26 protein-coding genes are annotated in these 22869 nt (G+C 59.4%); 11 read left to right on the top strand and 15 right to left on the bottom strand.

The features are described from left to right. Positions 1–109: 109 nt before the first annotated feature. On the top strand, positions 110–2956 hold the full coding sequence (locus ACQRAX_RS16700; RefSeq protein WP_412038747.1) for a valine--tRNA ligase: 2847 nt from the start codon (positions 110–112) through the stop codon (positions 2954–2956). Positions 2957–3114: 158 nt separating this feature from the next. Then, positions 3115–4077, top strand: a complete 963-nt coding sequence (gene rlmF, locus ACQRAX_RS16705; RefSeq protein WP_412038746.1) for a 23S rRNA (adenine(1618)-N(6))-methyltransferase RlmF — start codon at positions 3115–3117, stop codon at positions 4075–4077. Positions 4078–4128: 51 nt separating this feature from the next. Here the strand turns inward: rlmF and ACQRAX_RS16710 are convergent, their stop codons facing one another. Beyond that, positions 4129–4410: an HU family DNA-binding protein gene (locus tag ACQRAX_RS16710; RefSeq protein WP_009398256.1), complete on the bottom strand. Its 282-nt coding sequence runs from the start codon at positions 4408–4410 to the stop codon at positions 4129–4131. A gap of 406 nt (positions 4411–4816) precedes the next feature. Here ACQRAX_RS16710 and yejK point away from each other — a divergent pair, with 406 nt between their 5' ends. Next, the gene (yejK, locus tag ACQRAX_RS16715; protein ID WP_412038745.1) at positions 4817–5824 is read left to right on the top strand and encodes a nucleoid-associated protein YejK; all 1008 of its coding nucleotides are present in this window, start codon (positions 4817–4819) and stop codon (positions 5822–5824) included. On the opposite strand, the gene ACQRAX_RS16720 is transcribed toward yejK, so the two are convergent. The 14 genes from ACQRAX_RS16720 to ACQRAX_RS16785 all read right to left on the bottom strand — a co-directional run bounded on the left by ACQRAX_RS16720 (position 5805) and on the right by ACQRAX_RS16785 (position 16767). Beyond that, entirely contained in the window at positions 5805–6098 is a 294-nt protein-coding gene (locus tag ACQRAX_RS16720; protein ID WP_412038744.1) for a GIY-YIG nuclease family protein, read from the bottom strand. The two genes, yejK and ACQRAX_RS16720, sit on opposite strands and share 20 nt — an antisense overlap. 43 nt (positions 6099–6141) lie before the next feature. Then, entirely contained in the window at positions 6142–6612 is a 471-nt protein-coding gene (locus ACQRAX_RS16725) for a nuclear transport factor 2 family protein (RefSeq protein WP_412038743.1), read from the bottom strand. 138 nt (positions 6613–6750) lie between these two features. Then, positions 6751–8034, bottom strand: a complete 1284-nt coding sequence (locus ACQRAX_RS16730; protein WP_412038742.1) for a CynX/NimT family MFS transporter — start codon at positions 8032–8034, stop codon at positions 6751–6753. Positions 8035–8049: 15 nt separating this feature from the next. After that, positions 8050–8700, bottom strand: coding sequence for a FadR/GntR family transcriptional regulator (locus ACQRAX_RS16735; protein ID WP_412038741.1), 651 nt, complete (start codon positions 8698–8700; stop codon positions 8050–8052). A 139-nt stretch (positions 8701–8839) separates the two neighbouring features. Next, positions 8840–9886, bottom strand: coding sequence for a histidinol-phosphate transaminase (gene hisC / locus ACQRAX_RS16740; protein WP_412038740.1), 1047 nt, complete (start codon positions 9884–9886; stop codon positions 8840–8842). Positions 9887–9888: 2 nt separating this feature from the next. Next, positions 9889–11214 carry a histidinol dehydrogenase gene (gene hisD, locus ACQRAX_RS16745; RefSeq protein ID WP_412038739.1) on the bottom strand — a complete coding sequence of 442 codons (1326 nt, stop codon included), beginning with the start codon at positions 11212–11214 and terminating at the stop codon, positions 9889–9891. Between the two features lie 126 nt (positions 11215–11340). After that, positions 11341–11976, bottom strand: a complete 636-nt coding sequence (hisG, locus tag ACQRAX_RS16750) for an ATP phosphoribosyltransferase (protein WP_412038738.1) — start codon at positions 11974–11976, stop codon at positions 11341–11343. A 107-nt stretch (positions 11977–12083) separates the two neighbouring features. Further along, positions 12084–13349, bottom strand: a complete 1266-nt coding sequence (gene murA / locus ACQRAX_RS16755; protein ID WP_107023556.1) for a UDP-N-acetylglucosamine 1-carboxyvinyltransferase — start codon at positions 13347–13349, stop codon at positions 12084–12086. A gap of 24 nt (positions 13350–13373) precedes the next feature. After that, positions 13374–13613 carry a BolA family protein gene (locus ACQRAX_RS16760; RefSeq protein WP_028942843.1) on the bottom strand — a complete coding sequence of 80 codons (240 nt, stop codon included), beginning with the start codon at positions 13611–13613 and terminating at the stop codon, positions 13374–13376. Between the two features lie 115 nt (positions 13614–13728). Continuing rightward, the gene (locus ACQRAX_RS16765; RefSeq protein ID WP_412038737.1) at positions 13729–14034 is read right to left on the bottom strand and encodes an STAS domain-containing protein; all 306 of its coding nucleotides are present in this window, start codon (positions 14032–14034) and stop codon (positions 13729–13731) included. Further along, positions 14031–14681 carry an MlaC/ttg2D family ABC transporter substrate-binding protein gene (locus tag ACQRAX_RS16770; protein WP_412038736.1) on the bottom strand — a complete coding sequence of 217 codons (651 nt, stop codon included), beginning with the start codon at positions 14679–14681 and terminating at the stop codon, positions 14031–14033. Before ACQRAX_RS16770 ends, ACQRAX_RS16765 begins: the two co-directional genes overlap by 4 nt. 9 nt (positions 14682–14690) lie before the next feature. Beyond that, positions 14691–15161 (bottom strand): outer membrane lipid asymmetry maintenance protein MlaD, encoded by a 471-nt coding sequence (gene mlaD / locus ACQRAX_RS16775; RefSeq protein ID WP_412038735.1) that lies wholly within the window; start codon positions 15159–15161, stop codon positions 14691–14693. Further along, complete coding sequence (mlaE, locus tag ACQRAX_RS16780; protein WP_412038734.1) at positions 15161–15958, bottom strand: lipid asymmetry maintenance ABC transporter permease subunit MlaE; 798 nt, start codon at positions 15956–15958, stop codon at positions 15161–15163. Before mlaE ends, mlaD begins: the two co-directional genes overlap by 1 nt. Further along, positions 15958–16767, bottom strand: a complete 810-nt coding sequence (locus ACQRAX_RS16785) for an ATP-binding cassette domain-containing protein (RefSeq protein WP_412038733.1) — start codon at positions 16765–16767, stop codon at positions 15958–15960. The genes mlaE and ACQRAX_RS16785 overlap by 1 nt, the downstream gene beginning before the upstream one ends. 245 nt (positions 16768–17012) lie before the next feature. Here ACQRAX_RS16785 and ACQRAX_RS16790 point away from each other — a divergent pair, with 245 nt between their 5' ends. From ACQRAX_RS16790 to ptsN, 8 genes are all read left to right on the top strand, one after another. Next, a complete protein-coding gene (locus ACQRAX_RS16790; RefSeq protein WP_412038732.1) occupies positions 17013–17987 on the top strand; it encodes a KpsF/GutQ family sugar-phosphate isomerase in 975 nt (324 codons plus the stop codon). After that, entirely contained in the window at positions 17988–18512 is a 525-nt protein-coding gene (locus tag ACQRAX_RS16795) for a KdsC family phosphatase (RefSeq protein WP_412038731.1), read from the top strand. An 8-nt stretch (positions 18513–18520) separates the two neighbouring features. Beyond that, a complete protein-coding gene (gene lptC, locus ACQRAX_RS16800; RefSeq protein WP_412038730.1) occupies positions 18521–19093 on the top strand; it encodes an LPS export ABC transporter periplasmic protein LptC in 573 nt (190 codons plus the stop codon). Further along, positions 19080–19607, top strand: coding sequence for a lipopolysaccharide transport periplasmic protein LptA (lptA, locus tag ACQRAX_RS16805; protein ID WP_412038729.1), 528 nt, complete (start codon positions 19080–19082; stop codon positions 19605–19607). The genes lptC and lptA overlap by 14 nt, the downstream gene beginning before the upstream one ends. After that, positions 19608–20333: an LPS export ABC transporter ATP-binding protein gene (gene lptB / locus ACQRAX_RS16810; RefSeq protein WP_123564347.1), complete on the top strand. Its 726-nt coding sequence runs from the start codon at positions 19608–19610 to the stop codon at positions 20331–20333. A 179-nt stretch (positions 20334–20512) separates the two neighbouring features. Beyond that, entirely contained in the window at positions 20513–22006 is a 1494-nt protein-coding gene (locus tag ACQRAX_RS16815; protein WP_412038728.1) for an RNA polymerase factor sigma-54, read from the top strand. Positions 22007–22083: 77 nt separating this feature from the next. After that, complete coding sequence (hpf, locus tag ACQRAX_RS16820; RefSeq protein WP_028942831.1) at positions 22084–22392, top strand: ribosome hibernation-promoting factor, HPF/YfiA family; 309 nt, start codon at positions 22084–22086, stop codon at positions 22390–22392. Between the two features lie 12 nt (positions 22393–22404). Further along, the gene (gene ptsN, locus ACQRAX_RS16825; protein ID WP_412038727.1) at positions 22405–22869 is read left to right on the top strand and encodes a PTS IIA-like nitrogen regulatory protein PtsN; all 465 of its coding nucleotides are present in this window, start codon (positions 22405–22407) and stop codon (positions 22867–22869) included.

Raw genomic sequence — 22869 nt, forward strand, 5'->3', positions numbered from 1 at the left:
AGCTGCAAGAGCCGTGCGGCGCTCTGAGCTTGCAGCTTGTCGCTTGAAGCTTGCCGCTTCGTTATACTCTCCGGCTTTCCTGAATAAATGCCTAAGGGTCCCGCCGCGCATGGATAAGACCTACCAGCCGCACGCTATTGAAACTTCCTGGTACAACACCTGGGAGTCCGAGAATTATTTCGCCCCGCAAGGCGCGGGCGATGCCTACACCATCATGATTCCGCCGCCGAACGTTACCGGCAGCCTGCACATGGGTCATGGCTTCAACAACGCGATCATGGACGCCCTGATCCGTTTCCGCCGCATGCAGGGCCGTAACACCCTGTGGCAGCCAGGTACCGACCACGCCGGTATCGCTACGCAGATGCTGGTCGAGCGTCAACTCGAAGCCAAAGGCCAGAACCGTCACGACCTCGGCCGCGAGAAATTCCTGGAAAAAGTCTGGGAGTGGAAAGATCAGTCCGGTGGCAACATCAGCCGCCAGATTCGCCGCCTGGGCTCTTCGGTTGATTGGAGCCGCGAGCGCTTCACCATGGACGATGGCCTGTCCGAAGCGGTCAAAGAAGCCTTCGTGCGCCTGCATGAAGACGGTTTGATCTACCGCGGCAAGCGCCTGGTCAACTGGGACACCAAGTTGCACACGGCAATCTCCGACCTCGAAGTGGAAAACCACGACGAGAAGGGTCACCTGTGGAACCTGCGTTACCCACTGGCTGATGGCGCTAAGACCGCCGACGGCAAAGACTACCTGATCGTTGCTACCACTCGTCCGGAAACCATGCTCGGCGACGCCGCCGTAGCCGTTAACCCCGAAGACGAGCGCTACAAGGCATTGATCGGCAAGTTCGTCGAGCTGCCACTGGCTGGCCGCCGCATCCCGATCATCGGCGACGATTACTGCGACCCTGAATTCGGCACCGGTTGTGTGAAAATCACCCCGGCGCACGATTTCAACGACTATGAAGTGGGCAAGCGTCACGACCTGCCGCTGCTGAACATCTTCGACAAGAACGCCTTCGTGTTGCCGGCCGCCCAGGTCTTCAACCTCGACGGTAGCGTCAACGAAAGCGTTGACGCCACCCTGCCCGCTCAGTACGCCGGTCTCGACCGCTTCGTCGCGCGCAAGCAGATTGTCGCTGACTTCGACGCCGCTGGCCTGCTGGTCAGTGTCGACGATCACGCCCTGAAAGTGCCGAAAGGCGACCGCTCCGGCACCGTTATCGAGCCGTGGCTGACCGACCAATGGTACGTTTCGACCAAGCCGCTGGCTGAACCTGCGATCGCTGCTGTCGAAGATGGCCGCATCCAGTTCGTGCCCAAGCAGTACGAAAACATGTACTTCTCCTGGATGCGCGATATCCAGGACTGGTGCATCAGCCGTCAGCTGTGGTGGGGTCACCGGATCCCGGCCTGGTACGACGAGTCCGGCAAGGTCTACGTTGGTCGCAGCGAAGAAGAAGTTCGCAGTAAGCACAAACTCGGTGCCGACGTGGTTCTGAACCAGGACAACGACGTACTCGACACCTGGTTCAGCTCAGGCCTGTGGACCTTCTCGACCCTGGGCTGGCCGCAGCAGACCGAATTCCTCAAGACCTTCCACTCCACCGACGTGTTGGTCACCGGCTTTGACATCATTTTCTTCTGGGTCGCCCGGATGATCATGCTGACCATGCACCTGGTGAAAAATGAGGATGGCACCCCACAGGTACCGTTCAAGACCGTCTACGTCCATGGCCTGGTCCGTGATGGCCTGGGTCAGAAGATGTCCAAGTCCAAGGGCAACGTCCTTGATCCGCTGGACATCGTCGACGGCATCACCCTCGACGAGCTGCTGGAAAAACGTACCAGCGGCTTGATGCAGCCAAAGCTGGCGGAAAAGATCGCCAAACAGACCAAGGCCGAGTTCCCTGAAGGTATCGCCAGCTACGGCACCGACGCCCTGCGCTTTACCTTCTGCTCGCTGGCGTCTACCGGTCGCGACATCAAGTTCGACATGGGCCGCGTCGAAGGCTATCGCAACTTCTGCAACAAGATCTGGAACGCCGCCCGTTACGTGCTGGACAAGGGCGAAGACTGCGGCCAGAACGGCGAAGCCTACGAGCTGTCGCTGGCTGATCGCTGGATCATCTCTCAACTGCAGCGCACCGAAGCCGAAGTGACCCGCCAACTGGAGCAGTTCCGCTTCGACCTGGCCGCCCAGGCGCTCTACGAGTTCATCTGGAACCAATATTGCGACTGGTACCTGGAGCTGTCCAAGCCGGTTCTGTGGGACGAGAACGCGCCGGTCGAACGCGCTCGCGGCACCCGTCGCACGTTGGTGCGGGTGTTGGAAGTGGCGCTGCGCCTGGCCCATCCGTTCATGCCGTTCATCACCGAAGAAATCTGGCAGCGCCTGGCGCCGCTGGCCGGTGCTGAAGGCAAGACCATCATGCTGCAGCCATGGCCGGTGGCCAACGAAAGCCGCATCGATGCCGCTGCCGAGGGCGATATCGAATGGCTCAAGGAGCTGATGCTCGGCGTGCGTAACATTCGCGGCGAGATGAACATCGGCCCGGGCAAACCGCTGCAATTGTTCCTCAAGAACGCCAGCGCCGAAGACCAGCGTCGCCTGCAGGAAAACGAAGCGCTGCTGAAAAAGCTGGCGAAGATCGAGTCCTTCACCGTGCTCGGCGAGCAGGAAGAAGCACCACTGAGCGCTACCGCGCTGGTGGGTGACCTGCAAGTGCTGGTGCCGATGGCTGGGCTGATCGACAAGGACGCTGAACTGGCACGCCTGAACAAGGAGATCCAGCGCCTGCAAGGCGAAGTACAGCGTGTGGGTGGCAAGTTGTCCAATGCCGCCTTTGTCGACAAGGCCCCGCCGGCCGTGATCGACAAGGAACGCGCCAAGCTGGCTGAAGCCGAACAGGCCCTGGCCAACTTCACCGAGCAGCATGCGCGGATTGCCGCGCTGTAACGATCGCTGCCTGTAGGAGCCGGCCTTGCCGGCGATGGCTGCATCAGCAGCCCCTTCATGCAGCAAGGTCATGCATCAGACGCGACCGCGGTTAATCGCCGGCAACGCCAGCTCCTACGGGAGCAGGGCTTGCCGGCGATGTTTTTTACAGGACAGACATGACCACACCAGACAAACCGACCCTGCACCCGCGTAACCGCCATCAAGGTCGCTACAACTTTCCCGAGCTGATCAAGAGCAGCCCAGAACTGGGCCGGTTCATGATCACCAACCCCCACGGCAAGCCGAGCATCGACTTCGCCAATCCCGAGGCCGTGCGGGTGTTCAACCGAGCACTGCTCAAGGCCCAATACGGTATCCAGCATTGGGATATCCCAGCCGACTACCTATGCCCGCCGATTCCCGGTCGTGCTGACTATATCCACGTAGTTGCCGACCTACTGGCTCAGGACAACAACAGCGAGATTCCTCGCGGCGCACAGGTACGTGCCCTGGATATCGGTGTCGGTGCCAACTGCATCTACCCGCTGCTGGGCCACAGTGATTACCGCTGGCGCTTTCTGGGTACCGACATCGACACCACAGCGCTGGCTGCAGCCAAGGCCATTGTCCAGGCCAACGGCCTGGATAAAGCCATCAGCCTGCGTCAGCAAGCTAACCGAAAGCACATCCTGCTGGGTTTGCTCAAAAACGACGAGCGCTACGACCTGACCCTGTGCAACCCGCCCTTCCATGCCTCCCGGGAAGAAGCCACGCGCGGCAGCCAGCGCAAATGGCGAGCACTGGGCAAAGCCGATCCCAAGCGCAAATTGCCGGTGCTGAACTTTGGCGGGCAAAACAACGAACTCTGGTGCGAAGGCGGTGAGATCCGCTTCGTCAGCCAGTTGGTGGCGGAAAGCGCTGCCCTCGGCCAGCAAGTGCTGTGGTTCACCTCACTGGTGTCCAAAGCGTCCAACCTGCCCGGCATCCAGGCGGCGCTGAAAAAGGCCGGCGCTGCGGATGTGCGCGTCAGCGAAATGGGCCAGGGGCAAAAGCACAGCCGCATGGTCGCCTGGACCTTCCAGGATGCCAACGCCCGCCAAACCTGGCGGCAACTGCGCTGGGCCAGCAACAAGGCATAAAAAAACCGCGCCCGGGCAACCCGGACGCGGCTTTTTCGAAGCTGTTTACAATTACTTGTTTACAGCGTCGGTCAGCACTTTGGCTGGCACGAACTTGACGACTTTCTTGGCAGCGATTTCAATCGCAGCGCCAGTCGAAGGGTTACGGCCGGTACGGGCAGGGCGCTCGGTGATTTTCAGTTTGCCGATGCCTGGCAGAGTGATTTCGCTGCCATTTTCCAGTTGATCAGCAACGATCTGACCCAGTTGCTCCAGAGCGTTACGCGCGGTGGTTTTTGGCGCGTCGATAGCTTCAGCGATATCGGCGATCAGTTGGTCTTTGGTCAATGCCATGGTGGTGTTCCTTCCCTATCAAATTCAGTGAGTATGCAGAGTGCTACGTCAGTCATCGAGCCAGACCTGCGGGGATCCGGCGGTCCGGTGTTACAACCACATCAACGCGTATGTAGATACACAAATTGACGTTTGGTTCGACGTGACGCGAGCGGTCTGCCAGCAATGCGCCACACACGGGGCACAAGACCGGGCAAAACTACCACAGGAATGGATAAATATCCGCTGCTGACAGGCTAAATGTGCAGGTTTTTCGGGGGTTTGCGCGAAAAAACGCAAAAAACTGAACAAAAAACGAACAACCGCCATATCTGCCAACATCTGGCCGCTGAATCACCTCTGCGCTGAGGTACACTTGGCAACTTTGCAACGCGGCCTGCACCGCCCATTTTCAACCGAGAATCCCATGCCGATCCGTCATTGCATTGTCCACCTGATCGACAAGAAGCCCGATGGCAGCCCCGCTGTGCTACATGCACGTGATACTGAGCTTGCTGAGTCCAGCGCCATCGAAAACCTCCTGGCCGACCTCAACGACAGCTACAACGCCAAACAAGGCAAAGCCTGGGGCTTTTTCCACGCTGAATCCGGCGCCCACCCGTTCAGCGGCTGGCTCAAGGAGTACCTGGAAGACGGCAGCACCTTCACCGCCTTCAGCCGGGTGGCCGTCGAGCACCTGCAAAAGCTGATGGAAGAATCCAACCTGTCGGTGGGGGGGCATGTGCTGTTTGCCCACTACCAACAAGGTATGACCGACTACCTGGCGATTGCCCTGCTGCACCACAGTGAAGGGGTGGCAGTGAACGCCGACCTGGATGTCACCCCGTCGCGCCACCTGGACTTGGGGCAGTTGCACCTGGCTGCCCGCATCAACATTTCCGAGTGGCAGAACAACAAGGCGTCCAAGCAGTACATCTCGTTCATCAAAGGCAAGAACGGCAAGAAGGTCTCGGAGTATTTCCGCGACTTTATCGGCTGCCAGGAAGGCGTCGACGGCCCCGGCGAAACCCGTACCTTGCTCAAGGCATTCAGCGATTTTGTCGAAAGCGAAGACCTGCCTGAGGAAGCGGCCCGGGAGAAAACCCAGACCCTGGTCGAGTACGCTACCAGTCAGACCAAGGCCGGTGAACCGGTGACGCTCGAGGAGTTGTCGGGTCTGATCGACGAAGACCGTCCGCGGGCCTTCTATGATCACATTCGTAATAAAGATTACGGCCTGTCGCCGGAAATCCCCGCTGACAAACGTACCCTGAACCAGTTCCGGCGCTTCACCGGTCGTGCCGAAGGCCTATCGATCAGCTTTGAAGCCCATCTGCTAGGTTCAAAGATCGAATACGACGAAGAGAACGGCACACTGATCATCAAAGGACTGCCGACGCAGCTCACCGATCAGCTCAAGCGTCGCAAAGACTAAGCCCCTGCCAGGAGGCCACCAAGGCTTCCTTGGCGCTCTTGCGCAATTTTTTCACCAGGCGCTCCTGGCGCAATGCCTCGCCCTTGTCCGGCCATTGCTCGACGTAGACCAACGCGATGGCCGGGCTGGTTTTGAAGTACCGTGCGCCAATGCCCTTCTGGTGGGCGGTAAAACGCCGTTGCGGATTATCACTGATGCCGCAATACAGCGAGCCGTTGGCAGCGCGCACCAGGTATACGAACCAGGGTTTGGGAATAGCTGATAGATCGGTCACAGGTAACATCGTGGCGAGGCGGCAAAGCCGACAGCTTACCGCGTCAGCGACCGGCCTGAAACGCGCGTAAGCCCTTAGTTGCCTGCGCCCGTACTTTATCCGCCAGCAGCGGCGTCCAGCCCAATACAAGACCTTTAAAGCCCAATGCCTGCCGCGACCAGCGCCACAGATCAAAGCTGTCGTGGTGCTCGCAGATTTTGCCGTCACGGAAGACGAAACGGGCCTGGATGTCATTGACCACGGTGCGACCGGTCTGGCTGAACAAATAGCTGGCCACCCAGTGCACTGCGCCGCTGTGTTCATCCGCCCGCACGTCGTCGAAGGTCAGGGAAAAGTTCTGGGCGCGGGTGGTGAGCATGCGCCACATGTCACCGGCATCCTTGCCGCGCAAGGTGCCGAAGACCGGGTCGCTGAATGTGATGTCGTCACTGTAGCAAGCGATCATGGTTTCGGCGTCCAAGCGTTGGAAAGCTTGGTAGAAACGGTTGATCAAGGCACTGTTGGCGTCGCTCATGCGGCAGGTCCGTTGCGATGGAGTAAACACGCACAATAGGTCGCTCATGGAGCAAAAAGCTATCGGCATTTACCGGACGAATACCGAGGTAGATTCATCCGGAGTATCGGACCTGCATGTGACTTTGTGGGAACGTTTTCAAACCCGCTCGCTGACCGCCTGTACATGTAAGTTGCGACCGGCCTTCAAACCAAAGCCAATGGCGCCAATACCCAGTACCGCAAAGATCCAGCCAACGGCATCCCAGCCACCAGTCAAATCGTGCACAAGCCCCACCGCAAACGGCCCCATCGACGCCAACGTGTAACCCACACCTTGCGCCATGCTCGACAGGTTGGCGGCAACATGGGCGTCCTTGGAGCGCAGGACGATGAGGGTCAATGCCAGCGCAAAGGTACCACCCTGCCCCAGCCCGAGCACAATGGCCCAACCCCACAAGCCATCGAGCGGCGCATACAGGCAACCAAACAGCCCGGCCAGGGCCAGTAACATGACCACGACAATGGCCAGACGCTGGTCCTTGCCTCGTGTGGCCAGCCAAGGCGCGCTGAGCGAGCTGATCAACTGCACGATCACCGAGCCGGACAGCACCAGTCCCGCCTGGGTCGGCGACAAGCCACGGCCGATAAGAATCGAGGGCAGCCAGCCAAAGACGATATAAGCCAACGACGATTGCAGGCCCATGTACAGGGTTACCTGCCAAGCCAGCGGATCACGCAACAGACCACGCACCCGATAAGCCACATGATGCGCTCCATGGCCTTGGCGCGCCTGCGGCAACCAGATCAACGCTGCCAACAGGGCTGGGATCAGCCAGAAACCCAGACCCAACGACCAACTGTCGCCGAAGTGCTCGCTCAAGGGAACCGTGGCACCAGCGGCCAGAGCGGCGCCCAGACACAGCGCCATGGTGTAGACCCCGGTCAAAGTGCCAGCATGCTTGGGAAAGTCGCGCTTGACGATACCTGGCAGCAGTACACCAATCACGCCGATACTTGCCCCAGCCATAATACTGCCGACGAAGACCCCGGTGCTGCCAAAGGCACTGCGCACAGCAATGCCCATGGCCAGGGTGAAAAGGATGCCGAGAATCACCCGTTCGCTGCCGAAGCGGCGGGCCAGCACCGGTGCCAATGGCGCAAACAGACCCAGGCAAAGCACCGGCAAGGTGGTCAGTAATCCGGCTTGGGAAGCGCTAAGCCCAAGGCTATCGGAAACCAATCCGAGTAGAGGCGCCAGGCTCGATAGCGCCGGACGCAAGTTCAGCGCCACCAGCACCAAGCCTACCAGCAGCAGCCAGGGGCGCTTGAGCAGCACCGGCTGTTGTTGCACTTGTTCGTCGTCGACTTCAGCGTCGATCAGCAATTCTTCAAGTTCCGACCCATTGGCCGGTGCAGCAGTTCGGGGAGTGTCATGCGCCATGGCAATCTCGTAAGGTCAGGATTCGTTGATCAGGGTCCGGCTCAGGGCCTTGGCCTTGGCTGAATCGCGTTGTTCGATGGCAGCGAGAATCTGCCCGTGCAGGTCAAACACCAGCTGGCAGCGAGGGGCGTGGCTGAGGTTGTGATGCACGGTGGCAGCCACTACCCCGGAAAAGTAGCGATACAGCTCGCTCAAGGCCGGGTTATGCGCAGCATCCACCAGGCGCTGGTGGAAGATCAGGTCGCAGCACACGTACTGCTCCAGGTCAGCGTGAAAATGCTTGCTGCTATGGGCCAACGCTTCACGCAACCCCAGCAAGTCTTCTTCGGTACGCCGCAACGCTGCCAGGCCAATGGCCTCGGCCTCGAGGATGTGCCGGGTTTCCCGCGCCTGTTCGAGGTTGCAGCGTGACAGCGCCTGGACAGCCTGTAGCGGATCGACCGCTGTACGCAGGTAGCTGCCATCGCCCTGGCGAACTTCGACCAAACCACTGAACGCCAGCACCCGCATCGCTTCGCGCACGGTATTGCGGCTGATGCCAAGCTCGCTCGCCAGTTCCGCCTCGGTAGGCAAGCGCTGGCCCACGGTCCAGCTCCCCGAGGCGATACGTTCACGCAATTGCTCAACGGCCTGCTCGACCAGAGAGCGTTTGATTATCAAGGTCATGTTTACATCCAATCATCGGATGAATTAAGCCGAAGGAGCATAGCCCTAGTGTGCAGCTTAGAAAGACGCCTGCCTCCGTTCGCAGCACGGCACCGGAGGCAGGCAAACGTCCCTAGGCGCGGGTTTGCCCCGCGATGAATCAGTTCAACGCATCTAGCAACGCCTGGTTCTGCTCCGGTGTGCCGATGGTAATACGCAGGAACTGGGCAATGCGCTGTTGCTTGAAGTGACGCACGATCACCCCCTGTTCTCGCAACTTGGCAGCCAGCTCGCTGGCATCGTGCTGCGGATGCCGAGCGAAGATGAAGTTAGCCGCCGAAGGCAACACCTCGAAACCACGAGCAGCAAGTTCACCCACCAACTGCTGGCGGCTGTCGATCACCTTGCGGCAGGTTTCATCGAAGTAGGCACGGTCCTCGAACGCCGCCGCAGCGCCGACAATCGCCATGCGATCGAGCGGATAGGAGTTGAAGCTGTTCTTGATCCGCTCCAGGGCTTCGATAAGGTCCGGGTGACCAACCGCCAGGCCCACCCGCAAGCCAGCCAACGAACGCGACTTGGACAGGGTTTGGGTAACTAGCAGGTTGTCATAGCGGTCAACCAGGCTGATCGCCGTCTGGCCACCAAAATCGATGTAGGCTTCATCGACCACCACTACCGATTGCGGGTTGGCCTTAAGCAGTTGCTCGATCGCCTCCAGCGCCAACAGGCAACCGGTCGGAGCATTGGGGTTGGGGAAGATGATCCCGCCATTGGGCTTGGCGTAATCCTCGACGCGAATCTGGAATTGTTCGTCCAGCGCTACCGTCTCGAAGGGAATCCCATACAAGCCGCAATACACCGGATAGAAGCTGTAGCTGATATCCGGGAACAGCAGGGGGGCGCCGTGTTGGAACAGGCCGTGAAAAATGTGCGCCAGCACTTCGTCCGAACCATTGCCGAGGAATACCTGATTGCCCTTGACCCCGTAGTACTCGGCCACCGCCTGCTTGAGCAGGTCGCTATTGGGGTCCGGGTACAAGCGCAGGTTGTCGTTCAACTCGCCACGCATGGCCTGCAACGCCTTGGGCGACGGGCCATAAGGGTTTTCGTTGGTGTTGAGCTTGACCAGCCTGGCCAGCTTTGGCTGCTCACCCGGAACGTAAGGCACCAGGTCCTTGACGAAGGGGCTCCAGAATTTACTCATGTTCAGTTTCCCTCTTGGTCGGCAAGGATACGGTATTCAGCGCTGCGGGCATGGGCGGTCAGGGATTCACCCCTGGCCAGCACCGAGGCAGTGTGGCCGAGCTCCGACGCGCCCTGCTCGGAACAGAAGATGATCGACGAGCGCTTCTGGAAGTCATACACCCCCAACGGCGACGAGAAGCGCGCGGTGCCAGAGGTGGGCAACACGTGGTTGGGACCTGCACAGTAGTCGCCCAGGGCTTCGCTGGTGTGACGGCCCATGAAGATTGCACCGGCATGACGAATCTGTGGCAGCCAGGCTTGCGGATCAGCCACCGACAATTCCAGGTGCTCAGGCGCGATGCGATTGGCAACCTCCATGGCCTGTTGCATGTCCCGCACCTGAATCAGCGCGCCACGCGCATTGATCGAGGTCTTGATGATCTCGGCACGCTCCATGGTCGGCAGCAATTTGTCGATGCTGGCAGCCACCTTGTCGAGGAAATCGGCATCCGGACTGACCAGGATCGACTGGGCATCTTCGTCGTGCTCGGCTTGGGAAAACAGGTCCATGGCGATCCAGTCGGGATCGGTCTGACCATCACAAACCACCAGAATTTCCGAAGGCCCGGCAATCATGTCGATACCGACCTGGCCGAACACATGACGCTTGGCCGTAGCCACATAGATGTTACCGGGGCCCACTACCTTATCTACCTGCGGCACGCTTTCGGTGCCATAGGCCAGCGCCGCGACAGCCTGAGCGCCACCGATGGTGAACACCCGGTCAACGCCGGCAATGCAAGCGGCGGCGAGCACCAGTTCGTTAACTTCGCCGCGTGGCGTCGGCACCACCATCACCACTTCGCCGACACCGGCCACCTTGGCCGGGATCGCGTTCATCAGCACCGAAGACGGATACGACGCCTTACCGCCCGGGACATACAAGCCAGCACGGTCCAGCGGCGTGACCTTCTGCCCAAGTACGGTACCGTCCGCTTCGGTGTAGCTCCAGGAGTCCTGCTTCTGCCGTTCGTGGTAGCTGCGCACACGGCTGGCAGCCTTTTCCAGGGCTTCGCGTTGGGCTGGTGTGATGCGCGTCAGGGCCAGCTCCAGACGCTCGCGGCCGAGGATCAGGTCGTCGATCGACTTGGCTTGAACACCATCGAAACGTTGGGTGAACTCCACCAGCGCCGCATCACCGCGCTCACGCACGGCCTTGATGATGTCGAGTACGCGTTGGTTGACCGCGTCGTCAGAGACACTTTCCCAGCTCAACAGATGATCCAGATGTCGGGCGAAATCCGGGTCAGCGGCATTGAGTCGGGCAATTGCAGTGGACGTGGTCATAGCGAGGGCCTCAATAAATGGCGGATGCTCAGGCGCCCTAAGCTACCAGTCCATCCGCGCGGGCACCCGAGAAAATTGGCTATGACGCGGATAGACGGGCGCGACAGCGAAGGTCGCGCGCAGAAGTCAGCCGCGGTGTCGCGATTCGACAGCCTGGCGCAGGGTGTCGATCAGGCTTTGGATGCGGGCGTGCTGCATCTTCATCGAAGCCTTGTTGACCACCAGCCGGGAGCTGATGGTAGCAATCAGTTCCTGGGGTTCCAGGCCATTGGCACGCAGGGTGTTACCGGTGTCGACGACGTCGATGATCTTGTCCGCCAAGCCGATCAGCGGCGCCAGCTCCATCGAACCGTACAACTTGATGATATCGACCTGACGGCCCTGTTCGGCATAGTAACGCTTGGCGACATTGACGAACTTGGTCGCCACGCGCAAACGGCCCTTGGGTTCAACAGCGCCGACAGCACCGGCGGTCATCAGCTTGCACTGGGCGATTTGCAGGTCCAGTGGCTCATACAGACCCTGGCCGCCGTACTCCATCAGCACGTCCTTGCCGGCCACACCCAGATCGGCGGCGCCATGCTCGACATAGGTCGGCACGTCGGTAGCCCGTACGATCAGCAGGCGCACATCGTCCTGGGTCGTCGGGATGATCAGTTTGCGGCTCTTGTCCGGGTTCTCGGTCGGCACGATACCGGCTTCCGCCAGCAGCGGCAGGGTATCGTCGAGAATCCGACCTTTGGATAGCGCGATGGTCAACATGGGAAACGTCGGTCCTTATGCGGCTACAGCCGATCAGGCCCGATGGGGCCCGACCGCATTCAATTCGGTGCAGCAATGGGCGGGCGCGTCCCTGCGCCGGTCACAGACTAGCCCGGTACGCGACGGATCTTCGCGCCCAGCATCTGCAGTTTTTCCTCGATGCATTCGTAACCACGGTCAATGTGGTAGATGCGATCGATCAGGGTATCGCCTTCGGCTACCAGTGCCGAGAGTACCAGACTGGCCGAAGCCCGCAGGTCGGTGGCCATGACTGGCGCGCCCTTGAGGGTTTTGGTGCCGGTGACGATGGCGGTATTGCCTTCGACCTGGATCAGCGCGCCCATGCGGTGCATTTCGTACACGTGCATGAAACGGTTTTCGAAGATCGTCTCGATCACCGCACCGGTGCCTTCGGCAATGGCGTTGAGGGAGATGAACTGCGCTTGCATGTCGGTCGGGAACGCCGGGTACGGGGCGGTACGCAGGTTGACCGCTTTTGGCCGCTTACCGTGCATGTCCAGCTCGATCCAGTCTTCACCGGTGGTGATCTCGGCGCCGGCTTCCTTGAGTTTTTCCAGGACAGCTTCAAGGATGGTCGGATCGGTATCCTTGACCTTGACTCGGCCACCGGTAACGGCAGCGGCGACCAGGTAGGTTCCGGTTTCGATACGGTCCGGCATGACACGGTAGGTTGCAGAACCCAGACGCTCGACGCCATCGATGGTGATGGTGTCAGTACCGGCACCCTGGACCTTGGCGCCCATGGCATTGAGGAAGTTGGCCAGATCGACCACTTCCGGCTCACGCGCGGCGTTCTGCAGCACGCTGCGGCCCTTGGCCAGGGCTGCGGCCATCATGATGTTCTCGGTACCGGTAACACTGACGGTATCGAAGAAGAAGTGTGCGCCACGCAGGCCACCTTCAGGCGCCTTGGCCTTGATGTAACCGCCTTCGACCTCAATCTTCGCGCCCATGGCTTCAAGGCCACGGATGTGCAGGTCAACCGGACGCGAACCGATGGCACAGCCGCCAGGCAGCGCAACTTCAGCTTCGCCAAAGCGGGCAACCATCGGGCCCAGTACCAGGATTGAGGCGCGCATGGTTTTCACCAGCTCGTAAGGCGCAACCAGGGTCTTGATGGTGCGTGGATCGATTTCCACCGCAAGCTTCTCGTCGATCACCGGCTCAATGCCCATGCGCCCGAACAGCTCGATCATGGTGGTGATGTCGTGCAGGTGCGGCAGGTTGCCGACCGTGACCGGACCATCGCAAAGCAGAGTACCGGCTAGAATCGGCAAGGCCGCGTTCTTGGCACCGGAAATGCGGATTTCGCCATCAAGACGAACGCCGCCAGTAATAATCAGTTTGTCCATTTCTGTCTCGCCGCCAATTTAGGCTCAGTTGCGCTCAGCCCAGGCTGCGCTGCTGAAAAATTTCATGGTTACCGCATGGATGCTGCCATCGGTGATCCAAGGATTAAGATGAGCATAGATCTGCTGCTGACGCTTGACCGGGCTCAGGGCCGCCAATTCGTCGCTGATCACGTTCAACTGGAAGTTGCAGCCTTCGCCTTCAACTTCGACCCGGGTTCCCGGCAACTTTTCTTCAAGGAAGTTCTTAACTTCTACGGCCTGCATGCTCAACCTCAATCGGCGCCCTGTGCGCGCGGGTCGGCCATCATACAAAAAAGCCCCTCGCCTGCGAACCCCGTAATCGAGGACTCTGACAGAGGGGCTGCTCATCGACTGGCGGTCATTGCCCCGCCAGCACCTCGTCGAGGTCATAAACCCCGGCGATTTCACGCATGTCTTGAGGCATCGCCCGCACCTTTACAGCCTTGCCGGCGGCCTTGGCATCCCGCATGAACGCCAGCAGCAGAGACAGGCCAACACTGCTGGACTTCTCGACCTGCGAGCAATCGAGCACCAGCGCCGCGTCCTTGCTGGCCGCGATCAGCGCGCTGCCCTGCTTGCGCAGGGTCGGGCCGGTACGATAGTCCAGCACCCCAGACAAGCTGAGCACACCGTCCGCACCGAGGGTGATTGTGCTGTCGGTCATTGCGCTTGCTTCTCGGACTCTTGCTCGGCGGTTTCCTTGGCTTTGGCCACTTCACCAGCCCAATTGTCGATGGTCATGTCCAGATTGTTGCCATTGCGATTCATGGCGTCGGCGAACTGGTCACGGAACAGCTTGCCGATGTTGATGCCATTGACGATGACGTTGCGCACTTTCCATTCGCCATTGAGGTTGGTCAGGGTGTACTGCACCGGATACACGGCGCCGCTGTTCCCCTTGACCGTCATGTCAACGCTGGCGCGGTCAGGACCGTCCTTCTTCTCGGCCCCGACGGTAATACCTTGATTGTTGTATTCAAGCAGGGCATTGCCATAGAACTGCATCAGGCTGCGCTTGAAATTTTCCTCGAAGCGTTTCATCTGCTCCGGGGTGGCTTTACGCGAGTACTTGACGGTCATGATGCTTCGGGAAATGCCGTCGGCATCTACCACCGGCCCCAGGTTGGCGTTCAAGGCATCGTAGAAGGCACTTGGATTGGCCTTGTACTGTTCCTTGTTGGCCTTAAGGTCAGACAGCAACTGCGTGGTGGTCTTCTCGATCACCTGTTTAGGTGATTCGGCAGCTGCGCCAGCCATCAAGGGCAGCGCCGCCAGCAACACCAGCAAGCCGCGTCGCAGGATCGAAATCATGGAAACTCCTTATTTAGCTTCTTTGCCAACGGTATTGAGCAGGAACTTGCCAATCAGATCTTCCAGCACCAGCGCCGATTGGGTGTCGTGAATGGTTGCACCATCCTTGAGCACCGCCTCTTCTCCGCCGACGCTGAGGCCGATGTACTTCTCGCCGAGCAAGCCCGCGGTGAGGATAGATGCAGTGGAGTCGGTAGGCAGGTTGTCTACGCGTTTTTCCAACTGCAATGTCACCCGACCGGTGTACGTGTCACGGTCCAGATCGATGGCCGTGACCTTGCCGATGGTCACACCGGCCATGGTCACTTTAGCTCTGACCGTCAAACCGGCGATATTGTCGAAGTAGGCATAAACTTTATAGGTGTCGCTACTGCTCGGGCTCGCCGACAGGCCACTGACACGCAGGGCCAGCAGGATCAGCGCCAGGATCCCGGCCAGAAGAAACAGGCCGACACCGATTTCCAGGGTGCGGTTTTGCATCAGAAATCTCCAAACATCAAGGCGGTCAGAATAAAGTCCAGACCCAGGACTGCCAATGAGGCATAGACCACGGTCTTGGTAGTGGCACGACTGATCCCTTCTGAAGTGGGCTCACAGTCATAGCCTTGGAATACGGCAATCCAGGTCACAACAAAGGCAAACACCAGGCTTTTGATCACGCCGTTGAGCACGTCATCGGTAAACGAAACGCTGTTCTGCATGTTGGCCCAGAACGAACCCTCATAGACCCCCAGCCAGTCCACCGCCACCCACGAGCCACCCCAGATACCGACCACACTGAAGATCAGCGCCAGCATCGGTAGCGAGATAAAGCCGGCCCACAGGCGCGGGGCAATGATGTACTTGAGCGGATCGACACCGATCATTTCCAGGCTGGACAACTGCTCGGTGGATTTCATGTTACCGATTTCCGCAGTCAACGCAGAACCGGCACGCCCGGCGAACAGCAATGCCGTGACCACAGGCCCCAGTTCACGCAGCAAAGTCAGGGCAACCATCTGCCCCACTGCCTGCTCCGAACCGTACTTGGTCAGGATGCTAAACCCCTGCAAGGCCAGGACCATGCCGATGAACACGCCGGAAACGACAATGATCGCCAGCGACAGCACACCGACCGAATACAGCTGCTTGATCAGCAGTTGAAAACCGCCGCCGGTGCCGCTGCGCCCGACCAACGAGTGCAGCAGGAACAAAAAGGAACGCCCAAGCACAGCCAGCACGTCGATGGCCGAGCGGCCAAAACGGCGAATTCGTTCGAGTAAGGATTTTCTGCGCATCAACGCTTCCCCAGAAGATCGGCGCGGTAATCCGGCGCAGGAAAGTGAAAGGGCACCGGACCGTCCGGATCACCTTTCATAAATTGACGAATGCGCGGGTTGTCCGAGCCCATCAGCTCATCCGGCGTACCCTGGCCCAGCACCTGCCCATCGCCAACCACATAAATGTAATCGGCAATGCTCGCGGTTTCGGCCAGGTCGTGGGAGACCACGATGCTGGTGATACCCAGAGCATCGTTGAGCAGGCGGATCAGGCGCACGAGCACCCCCATGGCGATCGGGTCCTGGCCGACAAAGGGTTCGTCGTACATGAGGATTTGCGGGTCCAGCGCGATGGCCCGGGCCAGGGCAACACGGCGCTTCATACCGCCGGACAACTCGTCGGGCATCAGCTCAATGGCACCGCGCAGGCCAACGGCCTGCAGTTTCATCAGCACGATGTCACGGATCATTTCGTCGGACAGCTGGGTATGCACGCGCAGCGGAAACGCGACGTTTTCGAATACGTCGAGGTCCGTGAACAGCGCGCCGCTCTGGAACAGCACGCCCATCTGCTTGCGGGCATCGAACAGATCGCTGCGCGACAAGGTCGGCAAGTTTTGCCCGGCCACCCAGACCTCACCACTGGCCGGGCGCAACTGTGCGCCCATCAGACGCAACAATGTGGTCTTGCCGCACCCGGAAGGTCCCATGATGCCGGTGACCTTGCCGCGGGGAATGCGTATATCGACATTACTGAAGATGCTGCGCGAACCGCGCTTGAAGGAAACACCCTTCAACTCGACCGCGTAGGCGTTATCAACGCTCATCTAGACTCCTTGCGATGCAGCCTTCTCACTCAGACGCGCGCCCCCTTCATGGAGGCACGCACGCCCTGAGCGGGCCGAACAGGCGGCGAACTATAGCATTGCTGATAGCAACGCCCCAAGGCCGCCGCCGCGCTTGTTCAGCTAGGGTTAAGGTTGCACAGCGACTGTATGACAATCACAGGGTGAGGGTTTTGCGCATTACCGCTATAATCGCCGCCTTTTCATCAGGCAACCCGATTTCCGACATGAGCCAATCCAGCGACCTGATCCAATCCGCGCAACGCACCATCCGTTTCGAAATCGAGGCGGTTGAGGGCTTGCTAGCCCACATCGACGCCGATTTCGTCAAGGCCTGCGAGCTGATCCTGGCCAGCAAGGGCCGGGTCGTGGTGGTCGGCATGGGCAAGTCCGGGCATATCGGCAACAAAATTGCCGCAACCCTGGCCAGCACCGGCACCCCGGCGTTCTTCGTGCACCCGGCCGAAGCCAGCCATGGCGACATGGGCATGATCACCCGCGACGATGTCATCCTCGCCCTGTCCAACTCCGGCACGACCGCCGAGATCGTCACCCTGCTGCCCTTGATCAAACGCCTCGGGATCCAGCTGATCAGCCTGACTGGCAACCCCGACTCGGCACTGGCCAAGGCCGCCGAAGTCAATCTCGACGCCCGCGTCGCCCAGGAAGCCTGCCCGCTGAACCTGGCTCCGACGTCCTCGACCACAGCGGCACTGGTACTGGGCGATGCCCTGGCCATTGCGCTGCTTGAGGCACGTGGCTTTACTGCTGAAGACTTCGCCTTCTCGCACCCTGGTGGCGCCTTGGGACGCCGCTTGCTGTTGAAGGTCGAGAACGTCATGCACGCCGGCCAAGAGCTGCCTCAGGTGCAACGTGGCACCCTGCTCAAAGACGCATTGCTTGAAATGTCTCGCAAAGGTCTGGGCATGACCGTCGTCCTCGAAGCCGACGGACGGTTGGCCGGGATCTTCACTGACGGCGACCTGCGCCGCAGCCTGGATCGCAACATCGATGTGCACACCACGTTGATCGAAGAGGTCATGACCGCTCATGGCAAGACCGCGCGCGCCGACATGCTCGCTGCCGAAGCCCTGAAAATCATGGAAGACCACAAGATCAGTGCCCTGGTTGTAATCGACAAGGACGAGCGCCCGGTTGGCGCCTTGAATATGCACGACCTGTTGCGTGCGGGAGTGATGTAAATGAGCCAGGACCTGCTCCAACGTGGCAAGGCCATCAAGCTTGCGGTATTTGACGTTGACGGCGTACTGACTGACGGTCGCTTGTACTTCCTCGAAGATGGCAGTGAATTCAAAACCTTCAACACCCTCGACGGACAAGGCATCAAGATGCTCATGGCCACGGGCGTGACCACCGCCATCATCAGCGGCCGCAAGACCCCGGTGGTCGAGCGCCGAGCCAAGAACCTTGGCATCCCCCACCTGTATCAGGGGCGTGAAGATAAATTAGTGGTTTTGGACGAACTTCTTGGCCAGCTCAACCTAAGCTATGAACAGGTCGCCTATTTGGGCGACGACCTGCCTGACCTGCCGGTGATCCGCCGTGTTGGCCTGGGCATGGCTGTAGCCAGTGCCGCAGCCTTCGTCCGCGAGCACGCCCACGGGATTACCAAGGCCCGCGGCGGTGAAGGTGCAGCCCGTGAGTTTTGCGAGTTGATCCTGCAAGCCCAGGGCAACCTCGACGCGGCCAACGCCCACTACCTGTAGAGCGACACATGTTCAGTAAAAAGATTCGCACCATTGCGCTGTTCAGTGTGATTGCCGCCTTGCTGGTGGCTGTCGGCTACTGGAACATCAGCCCGGAGAGCTTTCTCGACAAGCCGGTCGCCAGCGTCGACGAAAAGGCTATCGATTATTACGCCACCAATGCTCACAGCGTGCAGTTTCTGCCTGATGGCAAGATGCAGTACGAGATGACTGCCGACAAGGTCGAACACCTCAAGGTCAGCGAAGTAACGTTGCTGACCAAGCCTGACCTGCAACTGTATCGCGGCACCACCTACCCCTGGCACGTGCAGAGCGACAAGGGCGAGGTCAACCCCGATGGCAGCGAAGTGGAATTGATTGATTCGGTACGGGTCGCCCGCACCGATGAAAAAAACCGCACCATGATCATTACCAGCAGTCGCATGACGGTATTCCCGCAGAAGCAATATGCGCAAACCGAACAAGCCGTTAAAATCGACGGCGCCGGTGGTGTTACTACGGGCAATGGAATGAAAGCGTATTTGAAAGACGGCAGGATGGACCTGCTGTCCAACGTAAGAGGACAGTATGAGGCTCGTTAAAACACTCCCCTTTTTGCTCAGCCTGAGCGCAGCACTGGGAAGCGCGAGCGCCTGGGCCCTGCCGAACGACCGTGACCAGCCAATCCGTATCCAGGCTGACCAAGCGCACCTGGATGACAAGAAAGGGGTCGCCACCTACACCGGCGACGTCATCATCACCCAGGGTTCGATGATCATCAAAGGCAACACCGTGACCATTACGCGTGCCGCCAATGGCGATGTCGACGTCGTGACATCGGTCGGCAACCTTGCCTATTTCGAGCAGCAACAAAGCGCCGAAAAACCGGACAAGATGAAAGGTTACGGCAAGCAGATCCAGTACCAGTCGCAAAAGAATCTGGTGGTATTGACCGACCAGGCCAAGGTGGAAACCAGCGATGGCAACACCACTGAAGGCGAGAAAATCGTTTACAACACCCAATCCCAGGTGGCGACTGCCGGCCGCGGTGGATCGGTGTCAACGCCTCGCCCACGGATCGACATGGTGATCCAGCCGAAGAAGAAGGCCGAGTAAATGGCGACCCTCAAAGCCCAGCACCTGGCCAAGAGCTACAAGAGTCGGCAAGTGGTACGTGACGTCAGCCTGTCCATCGACAGCGGCCAGATCGTCGGCTTGCTCGGTCCTAACGGCGCCGGCAAGACCACCTGCTTTTACATGATCGTTGGCCTGGTCCAGGCCGATCAGGGCCGCGTGCTCATCGATGACCTGGATGTCAGCCACCAGCCGATGCACGGCCGTGCCCGTGCCGGTATTGGCTACCTGCCACAGGAAGCCTCGATCTTTCGCAAGCTGTCGGTTGCCGACAACATCATGGCGATCCTCGAGACCCGTAAGGAGCTCGATCGCGATGGCCGGCGCAAAGAACTGGAAAGCCTGCTGCAGGAATTTCACATCAGCCATATCCGCGACAACCTCGGCATGAGCCTGTCCGGTGGCGAACGTCGCCGCGTGGAGATTGCCCGGGCCCTGGCTACTGCGCCGAAATTCATCCTGCTCGATGAACCCTTTGCCGGTGTCGACCCGATTTCGGTCGGCGACATCAAGCAGATCATCCATCACCTCAAGGCCAAAGGTATCGGTGTATTGATCACCGACCACAACGTCCGCGAGACCCTGGACATCTGCGAAACCGCTTACATCGTCAACGATGGCCAACTGATTGCCGAAGGCGATGCAGAGACCATCCTGGCAAACGACCTGGTGAAAGAGGTGTACCTGGGCCACGAGTTCCGCTTGTAAGTTCGAGGCGACACAGCGCTTGCCATGGGCTGCTAACCCGGTGAAAACCGGCTTTATTGTCACAGCGGCCTAGGCAAACGCTCCAATTTCAGGCATATAATTTGCTTAAAGTTGGCGCTTCGGTGCCCTTGTAGTGGATGGCGCATGTGCGCCGGCAAAAAAGGTGTAAAGCCCCTGCCATGAAACCATCGCTCGTCCTAAGAATGGGCCAGCAACTGACGATGACACCGCAGTTGCAACAGGCTATCCGTCTGCTCCAGCTTTCTACTCTGGACCTCCAGCAGGAAATCCAGGAAGCGCTGGAATCAAACCCGATGCTCGAACGCCAGGAAGAAGGCGACGACTTCGACAACAGCGACCCGATGGCCGACAACGCCGAAAGCAAGCCCGTCGCCGAAGTTCAGGACACCACCTACCAGGAAACCACGCAAACCGTGGACAACCTGGAAGACGGCGAATGGAACGAGCGCATCCCCAACGAACTGCCCGTCGATACCGCCTGGGAAGACATCTACCAGACCAGCGCCAGCAGCTTGCCCAGCAACGACGATGACGAGTGGGACTTCACCACCCGCACTTCGGCGGGCGAGAGCCTGCAAAGCCACTTGCTTTGGCAACTCAACCTGGCGCCGATGTCGGACACCGATCGGCTGATTGCGGTCACCCTGATCGACTGCATCAACAGCCAGGGCTACCTCGACGAAACCCTCGAGGAAGTCTGCGAATCCTTTGACCCTGAGCTGGATATTGAGCTCGACGAAATCGAGGCCGTGCTGCACCGCATTCAGCAATTCGAACCTGCTGGTATCGGCGCACGCAACCTCAGCGAATGCCTGCTGCTGCAACTGCGCCAACTGCCTGCCAGCACCCCTTGGATGGCCGAAGCCCAGCGCCTGGTACGTGACTATATCGACCTACTCGGCAGCCGCGACTACAGCCAGCTGATGCGGCGGATGAAGCTCAAGGAAGACGAACTGCGCCAGGTCATCGAACGGGTTCAGAGCCTCAACCCGCGTCCTGGCTCGCAGATTGAATCCAGTGAAGCCGAATACGTGGTCCCTGACGTGATCGTGCGCAAGGACAACGAGCGCTGGCTGGTCGAGCTCAATCAGGAGGCCGTGCCGCGCCTGCGGGTCAACCCGCAATACGCCGGGTTCGTCCGCCGCGCCGACACCAGTGCCGACAATACGTTCATGCGCAATCAGTTGCAGGAAGCCCGCTGGTTCATCAAGAGCCTGCAGAGCCGCAACGAAACCCTGATGAAAGTCGCCACCCAGATCGTCGAACACCAGCGCGGCTTCCTCGATCACGGCGACGAAGCGATGAAGCCGCTGGTCCTGCATGACATCGCTGAAGCCGTGGGCATGCACGAGTCGACCATTTCCCGGGTCACCACGCAGAAATACATGCACACACCGCGGGGTATTTACGAGCTGAAGTACTTTTTCTCCAGCCACGTCAGCACCTCCGAAGGCGGTGAATGCTCGTCCACAGCGATTCGCGCGATCATCAAAAAATTGGTTGCAGCGGAAAATCAGAAAAAGCCATTGAGTGACAGCAAGATCGCTGGTTTACTGGAGGCACAAGGCATCCAGGTAGCCCGTCGCACCGTCGCCAAGTACCGCGAGTCCCTCGGCATTGCACCGTCGAGTGAGCGCAAGCGACTGATGTAGCCCCTGAGATAGCCATCGCAGTTCAGTGGCAGGCGCAACACCTGCCTCTTATGCTCGGGCAACAAAGGAGAAGCTGTATGCAAGTCAATATCAGTGGACAGCATGTAGAAGTCACCCAGCCGCTGCGCGAATACGTCGAGCAAAAACTCAAACGTCTGGAGGGGCACTTCGACAAGATTACCAATGTGACGGTAATCATGAAGGTCGAGAAGCTGCAGCAGAAGATTGAAGCAACGCTGTTTATTCCCGGCGGCGAAGTTGTTGCAAATGCCGAACACACAGACATGTATGCAGCGATCGATGCTTTGACCGACAAGCTCGATCGTCAACTGAAAAAACACAAGGAAAAACAGCAAAGCCTGCTGCAAGGTGCAGCGGCCCGCTGATCCCCCTCATCCATGATCCGACTTGAAACCATCCTGACCCCCGGCCGTTCCTTGGTGAACGTGCCGGGAGGCAGCAAAAAGCGCGCACTCGAACAGATCGCCAACCTGATCGGCAAAGAAGTGCCCGAACTGGACACCCAGGACGTGTACGAAGCCTTGATTGCCCGAGAAAAACTCGGCTCAACCGGCTTTGGCAATGGCATTGCCATTCCCCATTGCCGCCTCAAGGGTTGCGAATCGCCTGTCAGTGCACTGCTGCATCTTGACGCCCCTATTGATTTCGACGCCATTGATGGCGCTCCGGTCGACCTGCTGTTCGTGTTGCTGGTCCCGGAAGCAGCCACCGATGCGCACCTGGAGCTGCTGCGCCAGATCGCCAGCATGCTCGACAGCAAGGTCGTACGCGACAAGCTGCGTGCGGCCCCCAGCAACGACGCGCTGTACCAGGTCGTTCTGGATGTACAGAGCGGGCCCTGA

Source organism: Pseudomonas sp. UM16 (assembly GCF_050312595.1).
Taxonomy (GTDB): domain Bacteria; phylum Pseudomonadota; class Gammaproteobacteria; order Pseudomonadales; family Pseudomonadaceae; genus Aquipseudomonas.